Annotated in this window: 10 protein-coding genes and 1 pseudogene; 6 read left to right on the forward strand and 5 right to left on the reverse strand. The window is 47.4% G+C overall.

The features are described 5' to 3' along the window. Window positions 1-481: 481 nt before the first annotated feature. The gene (locus tag CFERDRAFT_RS11055; protein ID WP_040433815.1) at window positions 482-1,447 is read right to left on the reverse strand and encodes a transcriptional regulator; all 966 of its coding nucleotides are present in this window, start codon (window positions 1,445-1,447) and stop codon (window positions 482-484) included. 555 nt (window positions 1,448-2,002) lie between these two features. After that, window positions 2,003-2,470, reverse strand: coding sequence for a peptidoglycan-associated lipoprotein Pal (gene pal, locus CFERDRAFT_RS11065; protein WP_006367326.1), 468 nt, complete (start codon window positions 2,468-2,470; stop codon window positions 2,003-2,005). Window positions 2,471-2,941: 471 nt separating this feature from the next. On the opposite strand from pal, the gene CFERDRAFT_RS11075 reads away from it, so the two are divergent. The 6 genes from CFERDRAFT_RS11075 to CFERDRAFT_RS11100 all read left to right on the forward strand — a co-directional run bounded on the left by CFERDRAFT_RS11075 (window position 2,942) and on the right by CFERDRAFT_RS11100 (window position 10,392). Further along, complete coding sequence (locus tag CFERDRAFT_RS11075) at window positions 2,942-3,832, forward strand: cobalamin-binding protein (protein WP_040433817.1); 891 nt, start codon at window positions 2,942-2,944, stop codon at window positions 3,830-3,832. 78 nt (window positions 3,833-3,910) lie between these two features. After that, window positions 3,911-5,185: an MFS transporter gene (locus tag CFERDRAFT_RS11080; protein WP_006367328.1), complete on the forward strand. Its 1,275-nt coding sequence runs from the start codon at window positions 3,911-3,913 to the stop codon at window positions 5,183-5,185. A 41-nt stretch (window positions 5,186-5,226) separates the two neighbouring features. Next, entirely contained in the window at window positions 5,227-6,261 is a 1,035-nt protein-coding gene (locus CFERDRAFT_RS11085; RefSeq protein ID WP_006367329.1) for a Gfo/Idh/MocA family oxidoreductase, read from the forward strand. 28 nt (window positions 6,262-6,289) lie between these two features. Continuing rightward, the gene (locus CFERDRAFT_RS11090) at window positions 6,290-7,729 is read left to right on the forward strand and encodes a CCA tRNA nucleotidyltransferase (protein WP_040433813.1); all 1,440 of its coding nucleotides are present in this window, start codon (window positions 6,290-6,292) and stop codon (window positions 7,727-7,729) included. A 145-nt stretch (window positions 7,730-7,874) separates the two neighbouring features. Beyond that, on the forward strand, window positions 7,875-9,179 hold the full coding sequence (purB, locus tag CFERDRAFT_RS11095; RefSeq protein WP_006367331.1) for an adenylosuccinate lyase: 1,305 nt from the start codon (window positions 7,875-7,877) through the stop codon (window positions 9,177-9,179). A gap of 256 nt (window positions 9,180-9,435) precedes the next feature. Continuing rightward, window positions 9,436-10,392, forward strand: a complete 957-nt coding sequence (locus CFERDRAFT_RS11100) for a sodium:calcium antiporter (RefSeq protein ID WP_006367333.1) — start codon at window positions 9,436-9,438, stop codon at window positions 10,390-10,392. Here CFERDRAFT_RS11100 and CFERDRAFT_RS11105 read toward each other — a convergent pair. The 3 genes and pseudogenes from CFERDRAFT_RS11105 to CFERDRAFT_RS11115 all read right to left on the reverse strand — a co-directional run. After that, on the reverse strand, window positions 10,357-10,743 hold the full coding sequence (locus CFERDRAFT_RS11105; RefSeq protein WP_006367332.1) for a hypothetical protein: 387 nt from the start codon (window positions 10,741-10,743) through the stop codon (window positions 10,357-10,359). The two genes, CFERDRAFT_RS11100 and CFERDRAFT_RS11105, sit on opposite strands and share 36 nt — an antisense overlap. A gap of 34 nt (window positions 10,744-10,777) precedes the next feature. Further along, window positions 10,778-12,253: a sodium:proton antiporter gene (locus CFERDRAFT_RS11110; protein WP_006367334.1), complete on the reverse strand. Its 1,476-nt coding sequence runs from the start codon at window positions 12,251-12,253 to the stop codon at window positions 10,778-10,780. A gap of 45 nt (window positions 12,254-12,298) precedes the next feature. Then, window positions 12,299-13,073, reverse strand: a pseudogene (locus tag CFERDRAFT_RS11115) (chloride channel protein); the annotation flags it as partial.

Below are 13,073 nucleotides of genomic sequence, written 5' to 3' on the forward strand. Positions count from 1 at the left end.
AGCTATACGAATGAGTATTAAATACTAAGTACTGTAAAAAGCAATTGCATCGAAATGACTGCCTTTTACACACTACGGCTGTTGAAGAAACAGCTCCTGTACAGGAAAGGATGAAGATGATTGTATTGCTCTATCCTGTGATTCATTATACACTATAATGTTTGCTTTTCATAGGTACTTTGCTAATTAAAGCGATATAAATAAAACAAGCACAGATAGAAATAAATTCCATAAAAAAGGAAATAAAACATTATATGCTCTAGAGTGTTACTTTTTATGCAGATACACACTGTATAGCGTCAACGGACTCTGTTGTCGGGGATCCCGTCACACGGGCAAAATGATGGCTCGATACGCTCTGCGCAATGATTGGGGGTAAGAATAAAACGTGCAGGTATCTTGCTGACCTTATGGAGAGTGTTCCACCGAGGTATAGAGATAATGAAAGGGTCGGGGCTTCCCTGTGGGGGTGGAAACGGGATCAGATACCGTAGAGAGCAGTTATACTCTCCTTGTACCGGACAAAGGCATCATGACCCTTCGGTGTGATCTGGTAGATGGTTTGAGGCTTGCGAGCCTGAAGATCCTTGTCGCAGCTTATATACCCGGCGGATTCAAGCATCCGCATGTGAACACTTAAATTACCGTCAGTAGTGTGGACCTTCTTTTTTATCTCTACAAAACAGGCCTGATCAACGGAGAAGAGATAGGATAGGGCTGCAAATCTGATTCTTGCATGAATCACTTTATCAATCAGATGGTGGTTAAAGTCGGGAGTCGTGCCGTTGCCGGTGCTATGATGGCTCGTTGCTTTCTTTAATTCACTGTTCTCCCGTTCTATCAGCTTTTCCATGCTGATATCCGAGACTACCGCCCGGCACTCCCTGCCGTCTTGACTCTGGACTGCATCGATACGGATAATGCGGTTATCCGGCACAACAGCTTCTTCAGGCGAAGCAAAAGAGTTCCGGGAAATGACAACATTGCCGGCATCACTGCCGAGCCTTACTTCACAGGAACAACTCTTGTGTTGACTGAATACCAAGGTCAGGAAATTATTAAAAACAGGCAGATCGTCGGGTGTAACAAAACGCGCGAACCGTTCTCCGATCAGTTTGGAGCGGTCTACGCCAAGAAGCTTAGTGCCTGTCAGATTGACCTGACGAATTTTGCCGTTCAGAGAGAGCGTAAGGTAGGCAAGCGGTGCAAAGTCAAAAAGTTCGGTATAGCAATCCAGACTCTCTTCCAGATCAGCCCTCGTTTGCAGAAGCTCATCCCGCTGCATATCAAGTTCAATCTGGTGAACAGCAAGTTCATGGACTACCCGCTGCATCTCCTCGTGTGAGTGAGAAAAATCAGGATATTTCCTGGCACCTTTGTTCAGCAGTGCTTCGGCCTGCTTTCGCAATTCCAATAAATGGGCCGAATGGGTGTTTTCCTTTTTCATAAACTTCTTTTCCGGTTTATTCAGGCTTTCAATGTAAACCACGGGAACTCCTGTTTCCGTCAACCCTGGCACCCTGCTTACGTGCTTACATCTGCCTGCATCTGAACAATTTTATTCAGGTAAATCCGCCCAAATCACAATATTATTACGCCGGATCGAGGTGTTCCTCTGTATTTCGAAGGCAAAACTTAATAATAACTGAATTTAGTTTATCAGTTTACAAAAAATATTTCAAAACAAATCCAGTGAATCAATCAAGGTATCGCCTGAATTGCAGAAAAAATGCAATGAAAGGGGACGGCCTTTTTTAAATAATATTTCGTGTTCAATCACCCGAAATGATTCCGGGGCTCTGTTTTTAGGGCAGGAAAAGGTGTTCCGGGGAAAAACAATGCCCGAAACACGGTCAACCAGGAATAAAAAAAGGCAATGCAAGGGTGCATCTGTTTAATCAATGCAACCTTGCATGCCAACCTGACGAAGAAAGAACAACACACACACACACAAGAACAAATCTCTCTGCCCACCAATCAGGCAAAAAGGTCAGGTAAATGGTTATTCAGAAACAAAGTGTGCTCTTCTGTTCTGAGCCCATGCCTCTTCCGTGCTGCCTGCAGCAAATGGCTTCTCCTCACCGAAACTGACCGTCTTGAGGCGGGATGCATCTACTCCAAGATTGACAATGTAATCCTTGGCCGCATTTGCCCGTCTTTCACCAAGAGCCAGATTATACTCATTGGTGCCTCTCTCGTCGCAATGGCCTTCAACAACAACGCTTTTGGCTCTGTTTGCCTTCATCCAGTCAGCATTGGTATTGAGCTGGGAGACAGCATCCGAGCGGAGTGCAGACTTGTCAAAGTCATAAAAGACATCACCAAGCCCTGGTATTACAACGGCAACAGGTGCCGGAGGAGGTGGCGGTGGTTCAGGAGCAACAACAACATCCTTCTCACAGCAGCAGGCACCGAGAAAGAGCATTCCCGGAATAAAGAGGGCTCTCAGGAGCGGATTAAATGGTTTCATTTTTTTACTATTTAGTTTTTCAGAGAGAGGTACAGGTTATTAAAACAAAAAGCTGATAACAATGGGTATTTTTTTGAGGTATGAATAGCTATCAAAAGAAATCTTCCATTGCTTGCATGCATATCCTGCTTGTAGAGTATAGCTTTATTTGTCAGAGCAACGTCATAAAAAAAGGGAAAAAAGTAGATTGACATATTCCCTTATCATCTATATCAATAATAGTAAGCAATTAAAAGTTCAATTATTGCTTATGCGGGGTGTTTTATTTGTGAGTCAGGATTGGCGGCGTTTGCCAAAAGCAGGATAATTTCTCATCGGACCGATCAGTTTTCCCACACATCGAAAGCGGTTCACCTCCCTTTCTTCTCTCATTGCCATCTGATTTTTATGTAAATTGCACGTTTGATGATCGACATCAATTTTTATGCAGGAGCCTTGCTTTATTCAATGATTGACAGAGAGATCCGTGCTATGCTCACTATTCGACATAACGCCATTTTTATCCTGTTTTTGCTCACGCTTCTCACGCTTGGGTCAGGTTGCAGTCAAAAACAGCAAGCACAAACCGCTCTTCCGGACGTAAAGCCGAGAGTTGTAAGCCTTGCACCGAGCGTCACGGAGATGATTTATGCCATTGGAGCCGGTGATCAGCTTGTTGGTCGCACCAGTGCCTGCGACTGGCCTCCGGCTGCATTAAAAGTCCCGATTATAGGGGCATTCGGCCGCCCCTCCCTTGAACTGCTTGCATCAATTCATCCTGATATGGTTATTGATGTTGATCTTGCCGAAGAGGAGTCCGGTAAAAAGATATCTGCTCTCGGTATTCAACGATCAACCATTACCTGCAAAAACCCGGATGATATCCCTTTCGCCCTCCGGAAACTGGGCAGACTGACCGGTCATATTCAGGAGGCGGACTCTCTTGCCAGGGTCATCACCGATGGACTTGCCCGGTTCCGGAAAAAGGCCGATAGCGCAAAGCATAAAAACTCATTCTATCTTGAAATCTGGGATGATCCGCTCTGGACGGGAGGCAAAGGGAGTTATATCTCATCCCTCATTGCCTATGCCGGGGGAAGAAATATCGGCGACGCCGTCGAGAAGGAGTATTTTGAGATCTCCCAGGAGTGGGTTATCGAGCAAAATCCGGATGTGATTGCCTGCATGTATATGTCAAAAAGCTCATCCGCAGCCGGAGCAGTCATGAATCGTCCAGGGTGGCAGCATATTGCAGCAGTGAAAAACCGGCGGGTCTATGAACGGTTCGACAATAATATATTTCTTCGTCCCGGCCCGAGAGTCGTTGAGGGCATCACGAAGCTTTATACCATAATTAATCAGAACGAAGCGTCATCCCGTTGATTTTTTAGGTCTCACTGCCAGAAACCACGGTTAATTTTTTATCTTTGTGGCTTTAGCGGAACAAAACAGCATGCATGCATGAAGCGCTCCCCACTGGTTATTTTACTTCTCACTGTTATGCTCGATCTGATCGGGTTCGGAATCGTGCTGCCGCTCCTTCCGACCTACTCAAAGGATCTTGGAGCAAATCCTTTCATGATCGGTCTTATTGCTGCGATTTTCTCTATCATGCAGTTTATTTTCTCCCCTCTATGGGGCAAGCTGAGTGACAAAATCGGCCGTCGGCCGGTCATGCTCGTCAGTATATTTATCACTGCGCTCTCCTATCTTGTTTTTTCCCAGGCAGACACGATTGCCCTGCTCATATTTGCCAGAGGTCTCTCCGGAATTGGATCGGCTAACATAGCTGCGGCACAGGCCTACATAACTGACGTGACCGACAGCAAAAGCCGCTCGGGAGCAATGGGGATGATCGGAGCTGCTTTCGGCATAGGGTTTATCATAGGCCCGCTCATCGGAGGTGTTCTCAAGCACAACTACGGCATTCAGATGGTCGGGTATGTTGCTGCCGCTCTTATCGCTTTTGATTTCATTCTTGCTGTCTTTCTGCTGCCGGAGTCCAATGCCAATGCAAAAAAACTGAGCTTCAGCCGCTCGAAAAATGAGTATGGTGAATCGGTGAACCGTCAATCCCCTGCTCTTTTCATGGGAGAGAAATTCAGGGAGTATGGTGAAGGGCTAAAGCTGGTTTTCCAATCCCGTCCCCTTGCCCTGCTCATGACAGCCAACTATGTCTACACCTTTGCCATTGTAAACATGCAGGTTGCCTCTATTCTGCTCTGGAAGGAGTATTTCAGGGCCACTGACGAGCAGATCGGCTACATTTTTGCCTACGTAGGGATCTGGTCGGTAGTTGTCCAGGGCGGTCTTATAGGCAAGCTGATTAAAAAACTCGGAGAGCACAAACTCTTTTTGTGGGGCCACCTCTTTACCTTTATCGGGGTCTTTTTTGTTCCGTTCGCTCCCCGCGATTCACTTTTTTCACTTGGCCTCATTATCCTTTTCTTTTTTGCGATCGGCACCTCTCTTGTGTCGCCGATTAATTTCTCCATGATTTCGCTCTACAGCTATAAAGAGCAGCAGGGGCAGATTATGGGATTATCCCAGTCGGTAAACTCTTTTGCCCGTATCATGGGGCCGTTCAGCGGCAGTATTCTCTATGGTATGAATTTTCATGCCCCCTATATTGTTGCAGGAGTTCTGACTCTTCTGGGTACCGTAATTGCAATCAACCTGTTCAAGTACAAAATCGAAGCGCTTGAACCCTCTGCTGCCGAATCCTGTAATTCCTGAAAAACTTGTTTGACCACCATATTCAGAGAGGAGCATAACAGATGCAGATAGGTGTTATCGGTGTTGGCAAGCTGGGAGAGTTTCACACAAAACTGCTCACTGAAATCGCCCGTGAGCTGCCGGATGTAACGTGTGCCGGTATCTTTGATCTCGACCGGAACCGCGCTGATGAAATGGCTGCAAGGTACCATGTTCCCCGCTTCAGCTCTCTTGAGGAGCTTGCCGGAAAATGTGACGCCGCCGTCATAGCGACAACGACGAGCTCACATTTCACGATTGCCACCGCACTGCTCAAACAGGGTCTTCATCTTTTTATAGAAAAGCCGATAACCACGACCGTTGAAGAGGCGGACGAGCTAATCCGGCTTGAAAAAGAGAACGGTGTTCGAATACAGGTCGGTCACATTGAACGGTTCAACCCCGCCCTGCGTGCAGTAGAGTCCTACATCGGACGTCCCATGTACATCCAGGCTGAAAGGCTGAGCGGATTCTCCCGGCGTGTTACCGATGTTTCCGTTGTGCTTGACCTCATGATTCATGACATTGATCTGGTACTCTCCCTTATCCCCTCGGATATCAGGCACATTTCAGCCTCAGGAGTCAGGGTATTCTCCAATGAACTCGACATGGCCACAGCCCGGATAGATTTTATCAACGGAGCGACGGCCAATGTCACGGCAAGTCGGCTCAGCCGGAGCAGAATGCGAAAACTCCGTTTTTTCGGTACCAACCCGAAAAGTTATGCTTCACTTGATCTGACAACCGGAAAGTCTGAAGTATTCCGGCTTGTAAAACCTGAAGAGGCCACATCAAAAAATCCGCTTAAATCATTTGCAGCAAGGAAGATTCTTGAGCAGTTCGGTGAAATTCAGGACGCAATGCAAGGGATGGTACTTGATTATATCCATCCTGAAATACCAAAAATCAATGCACTGCGTGATGAACTTGAACACTTCATCAATGCCATCAAGAACAATACCCCGATTGCCGTAAGCTCATCCGATGGCAGAAGGGCGATCATGGTTGCCGGCAAAATCACCGCCGAGATTGCTGCCAACGCAGCCTCCTTTGAATGACAGACCATTTTTGCACAGCAGACAAGTAATGACAACACGCGCTCAATTCACACTACCCGAAATACTTTACCGTATCGGCGACCTCGCTGACAGCAGCAGCCTGAACTGCTACCTTGTCGGCGGGTATGTCCGGGACCTCCTTATGCAGCGGCCATGCAGCGATATTGATATCATGGTGATCGGTGATCCGGTTCCTTTTGCCGGAACAGTACAACGTGAACTCCATGGCCGGAATTTTGTTCTGTTCGAACGGTTTCGTACAGCTCAACTCGAACTCTCTGATCCGCAGCATGGCTCATTCAAGGTTGAGCTGGTCGGAGCACGCAAAGAGTCATACAATCCGGATTCACGAAAACCGGTAACGCTTATCGGAACACTTGATGATGATCTCTCCCGTCGTGATTTCACCATTAATGCTCTTGCGATGGTGCTCAACCGGGATGGGCGCAACGATATTATCGATCATTTCAACGGACTCGATGATCTCAGGTCGGGCATACTGAAAACCCCGCTCGATCCCGAGCAGACCTTTTCCGACGATCCGTTGCGCATGATGCGGGCTGCCCGATTTGCCGCACAGCTCGATTTCAAACTTCTTCCTGACGTGTTAGCCGCCATGAAGAGCATGCATGAGCGGATCCGGATTGTGTCAATCGAGCGGGTCAGCCATGAATTTTTCAAAATCATGCAGGCTTCCCGTCCATCGGTCGGACTGATCATTCTCTACGAAACAGGGCTGCTGCATGAAATACTCCCTGATGTTGCCGCTATGGCGGGTATTGAGCAGGTGGATGGAATGGGTCACAAGGATACGCTCTTCCACACCTTCCAGGTGATAGACAATCTTGCAGCACACAGTGATAACCTCTGGCTCAGAGTTGCGGCACTGCTTCACGATATTGCCAAGCCTGCAACCAAACGTTTCTGCAAATCTGCCGGATGGAGCTTTCACGGTCATGATGCCGTGGGCGTCAGGATTGTCGGGAAAATATTCCGTCAGATGCGCTGGCCTCTTGATCCGCTTGACTATGTACAGAAAATGGTGCGCCTGCACCACCGTCCTATTCCGCTCTCAAAAGAGGAGATAAGCGACTCGGCCATACGACGGCTTATGTTCGATGCCGGTGAGGATCTGCAGGATCTCATGAATCTCTGCCGGGCTGATGTGACCAGCAAAAATCCGAGAAAGGTTATTCAGATCATGAGCAACTTCAACAATGTGGAGAAGAAAATTGCTGAAGTCGGTGAGAAGGATCTGCTTGCCCGATGGCGTCCCCCCATCAGCGGAGAGGATATCATGGAGACTCTCGGTCTTGGAGAAGGGAGGGTTGTCGGCATGATCAAAAAAAAGATGGAAAATGCCGTTATAGACGGCCTTATTCCCTATGATCGAGAGGCAGCACTTGCCTACATAAAAGAGATTTTCAGGGAGCTTTCAGATACCGATAACGCTTCCGGAAGCAAATAACAGCTCTTGTGCCTGGGTGTGGTTTTTCTCTCTTCAGCTCATTATATTGCTCGCGTTATCGCCATCCGGTAAAAACAGAGCGTAGTTCCCGGCAGATACGGCAAGCAGTTATGTATTACTCCAAACACACTAAACGAATCCTACCTTGATACCACGTTATTCACCAAAAGAGATCTCGGCAATCTGGACTGAAGAGGCGAAATTTCAGCGCTGGCTGCAGCTTGAAATCGCCGCAGTAGAGGCCCGGATGGAAGCCGGGCTTGTACCTGTTGAGGCCCTTGCGGTCATCCGCGAAAAGGCAACCTTCAACGTTGAGGAGATCCTTGAGATCGAAAAAGAGACCAAGCACGATGTCATTGCCTTTCTGACCAACGTTGCCGGATATGTCGGGCCTCACTCCCGATATATTCATGAGGGGCTCACCTCCTCTGACGTTGTTGATACCTGCCTCGCCATGCAGATGCGGGATGCCGGTAAAATCCTTATCGCTGATATCAAGCGTCTTGTCGAAGTCCTTGCAAAACGGGCGCAGGAGTTTAAATACACCCTTGAGATGGGTCGTACCCACGGCATCCATGCCGAACCGACCACCTTCGGCCTGAAGCTGCTGCTCTGGCACCAGGAGATGCTCCGCAACCTTGAGCGGATGGAGAAAGCGGTTGCAACCATCTCCGTCGGCAAGATATCGGGCGCTGTCGGCACCTATCAGCACCTCTCGCCCGACATTGAAGCGGCTGTATGCCGGAAGCTCGGTCTTGAGCCCTCTTCGATCTCGACACAGATCCTTCAGCGTGACCGCCATGCCGAGTATGCCACAACCATGGCGATCATAGCTTCATCAATCGAAAAATTCTCTGTTGAGCTGCGTCACCTTCAGCGCACGGAAGTTCGTGAAGCGGAAGAGTTTTTCAGCAAAGGGCAGAAAGGGAGTTCGGCCATGCCGCACAAGCGTAACCCGATCACCTTTGAGCGCCTTACCGGTATGGCCCGTGTTGTGCGCTCGAACTCCATTGCCGCAATGGAGAATGTTGCACTCTGGCATGAGCGGGATATCTCCCACTCCTCGGTTGAGCGCATCATCATGCCGGACTCTACGACCGCTCTCTGCTACATGCTTCGCACCTTCAGCGATGCACTCACTACCCTGCTGGTCTATCCGGAGAGAATGGAGGAGAACTTCAACTCCTCTTACGGCCTGACAACCTCCCAGACACTCCTGCTGGCTCTTACCGCCAAGGGACTGACCCGTGAAGATGCCTACAGGATGGTTCAGCGCAACGCCATGGAGAGCTGGTCAACCAAAGTTCACCTGCGAGAGCTAGTTCTCGGGGATGAAGAGCTGATGAAAAACTTCACCCCTGAAGAGATAGCAGAACTCTTCAGCGCGGATCACATTCTCGGTAAACTGAAAACCAGCGTCGATACCATTTTCCAGCGCAACGGATTCTGATATTCCTGAACCCGGTCATCAATAAAAAAATCCGCAATGAAACCCATTGCGGATTTTTTATTACCCGGAAATCCTTCTTCTCGATCACAGGATCGTCCTGACCATCAATATCGAATAGGCAGATAACAGCGTTCTATAATACGTCTGGCGATGAAATATCCGTATATTTTACGATTATTTCTGCTACGCAGTTCCGGATAAAATGCTGTTCGGCGAGCCAACCTGAGCCGATTCACAATTTTCAGTGTAACTGCTTATGAATGAGTATGCTTACTTACTATTCGGTATTCTCTTTGCCGCTCTTGGTGGGGATCTTTTTGTTCGGGGAGCTGTCGGTATTGCCAGTTCATTTCGGATTGCCCCCGGCATAATCGGGGCAACTGTTGCCGCTTTCGCAACCTCAACTCCGGAGCTCTCTGTTGCCGTTAATGCAGGAATAGCTGGTAGCCCCCAGATTGCCATGGGTGATGCGTTGGGCAGTAATATCGTCAACATTGCGTTTATCCTCGGGATTGTACTTGCTATATCAGGCATTGATGCTCCTCAAGATACAATACGGAGAGATTATACTGTCGCTTTACTTGTCCCCGTTATAACAGGAATTCTTCTGCTTGACGGGCTCGTTTCCCGATTAGACGGATTTTTGATGGTATCAATCTTTTTGTTCTGGTTTCTGGCTGTATTTGCTGAAGCTCGTAAACAGCGCCGCAAAAACGCAGAGATACCAGAAAAAAATAAAAAATGGGCTTCCGTACTTTTAGCGGTTGCCGGGCTTATCTTGCTTGTCACTTCCGGAAAACTTATTGTTTCAGGAGCAACCGCTATAGCCCTTGCTTTCGGGATGGATAAGTTTTTAATCGGGGCGACAGTTGTTGCCTTGGGAACCTCAATGCCTGAGCTTGCTTCATCACTTATCGCAAAATATCGGGGTCATGATGAGGTTGGGTTGGGAACAATTCTTGGCAGCAACATTTTTAATGGGTTATTAATCGTCGGGGTGACTGCGATGATTAATCCCATACAAGTTACTTTGCGTGAAACCGGCACTGCTTTGCTCATCGGGATAACGGCACTGCTCTTGACCTTTCCCCTGTCTGATGGACGGATAAAAAAATCACAGGGGGTTTTTCTGATCATGCTCTATGCGGGATATCTCATTTTTTGCTTTGCAGAATCCCTAAAGATCACGGGGGTTATCAATAATTTCAAATGAGATCTCTTTTTTGTGATCATGAAAAACGATTCGGATGTAGTGAAGGTTTTCAGCCCGGAAAATATCCGCTCCCTTTTCTGATGCCCTGAGAATGATATGCCCTTTATTATGACCAAGCTCTTTGGCAAAATCACTCCATTTCCTGAACACCAGATTCGTATAAAAGTCGCCCTCCCGGAGAGCTAATACTTCAGAATCCGTAAGATCGGCGATCATATCCGGAGATGCGAGCAGTGACATCTCCTTTCCTATCCAGATACTGATAATCTCACAGTGAAATGGCAGATAAACAGAGTTTTTGGTAAAAAAGCCCTGTTCTCCGTTGCTGATTGCATTGAGAAAGCTTTTCATGATATCTGATTGTTAAACAATGACCAAGTCACCGTCAATAATTGTAAAACAGAACCCATAACAACATAAAGATCGGCAAAAGGATCGGCAGCGAGTATTTGTAGATGTACTCAAGAAAATCAGGAACCTCGACATCAGCCTGGGAAGCGATATTTTTAACCATGAAGTTCGGAGCATTGCCGATATAGGTCATGGCGCCAAAAAAGACCGAAGCGATAGAGATCGCCGTGAGATAGATATCCGAAGGGAGATCTCCCGGAACCGGAGAGGGTACACCGTTAGCAAAGAGTTTAACATCAGAGGAGAGTCCGATATCAAGGCCGAACTTCCCCAAAGCGCCGGCAAAGAAATTCAGGTAGGTCGGGGCATTATCAAGAACGCCCGAAAGCGCTCCGGTCATCCAGTAGAAACGGGATACCTGGAGCTCACTGGCATGTGTTTTTGCAAAATCACCAATAAGTGCCAGCGCAGGAATCATGGTAGCAAAAATACCTATAAAAAGAAACGCAACCTCCTTTATGGGTTCAAAATTAAACTCATTACCCTTGAATGCCTTCTGATTCGAGAATTTATAGGCAAAAAGAGCAATCATAAACATGATAACTTCCCGGATGCCGAACGGCAGATGAAAAAGCTCCTGAAGACTGGGAAACCCCGCGATCACGGCCGGGTCAAGAAAGACCGCACAGATAATACCGGCGAGTAACAATAAATTTCGCCTTCCTGTTATGCTCACGCCACCTTTTGTTTCAACTCCTTTGATACTGCCATTTCCACACCTTGCATCAAGAATGATAAAAATGATGAGCAGTGCTGAGACCGTAATGACCCACGGTAACAATACTTTGGATAGAACCCAGAAAAACGGCACACCTTTTAAAAATCCGAGAAAAAGCGGCGGATCTCCGATTGGAGTAAGCGCGCCGCCGATATTACTGACCATAAAAATGAAAAACACAATATGAAAAGCCTTCAATCGGCCATCATTGATGCGCATATAGGGACGTATGAGCAGCATGGATGCACCGGTTGTTCCGACAAGATTTGCAATTACCGCTCCGGTAAAAAGCAGCAATGCATTGATCAGAGGAGTTCCTCTCCGCTCAATCCTGATCAATATTCCCCCGGAGACAACAAAGAGGGATGAGATCAGGGCTATAAACGAGATGTACTCTTCAAGGGTATGCTCCAGAACAACGAGACCGTTCTCCATCAGAAAACCATAGTAAGCCGCCACAAGAACACCCAGGCCTGTCGAAACAACCGGATAGTTCCGCTCCCAGAAGCGATGGAACAGGAGAGGTCCTGTCGCTATCATAAGCAAAAGCGTTACAAACGGGGCGACAAGCCAGAGCGGCGGCAGAAGGGTTGACGGCTGAACGGCTAAAAGTGTTGCGCTTTTTACGCCCTCTATACTTTCAGCAGCTTGAAGGGGCAGAGCTGTAGACGTACAGAAAATAACGGTAAGCCCAAATACGATCAAGTGTAAATACCCTGTTGATTGCTTCATAAAAAGTATCTTTTAAAAAGTCAGATGAATTAATTTATTGGGAAATCATGATCTCTGACTTTCATACTGGTCAGAACCGTAAAGATTGAGCTGCTTGCGATAAAATGCGAAGGCCTCTTCCTGGCGGACCACTCCAAGCAGTTTGCCGTTGTTTGTATCAAGAACCGGCAGCATATCATAATCAGAGATTTCAAAAAGTTTCAGCGCCTCATCAAGTTTTGAGGTTTCATAAAGGACAGGAACATCCTTCTTGACAATATCTTCAGCAATGAGTCCGACCAATAAATCCTCTCTGAGCAGAGCCCTCATCTCATCAAGGCTTATGATTCCGGAAAACATACCATGATTATCAGTAACCAAAAAGCTGGATTCCGGTGTATTAAAAAAAACATCGATCATATTTGCAGCGCTCTCTGAATCGCTGAACGTCACGTAATCTGTTTTCATGACTTCAGCAATACCGATATGTTCTGCAACAGAGAGAGCAATACCAAAACCTACCCTTACACCCTCCTTTTCAAGAATGTAGCTTTCCATGCTATGACGATAGGCAAGCCGGGCAATCAGCGATGAGGTAACAGCGGCANACATGATTGGCAGCACAATCTCATATTGACCGGTTACTTCAAAAAGAATAAGTATAACGGTCAACGGCGCTCTCATAATGCCTGCCGTTAACGCACCCATGCCGACAAGAGCGTAAGCGCCTGATGTGGCTGTTATTGCAGGGAAAAACATATGAATAATATTGCCGAACATTCCACCGAGCATTGCACCCATTTTCATTGCAGGTGCAACATCCCGCCTGATCCTCCGGAAC

It is taken from the genome of Chlorobium ferrooxidans DSM 13031, from assembly GCF_000168715.1.
Classification (GTDB): domain Bacteria; phylum Bacteroidota; class Chlorobiia; order Chlorobiales; family Chlorobiaceae; genus Chlorobium; species Chlorobium ferrooxidans.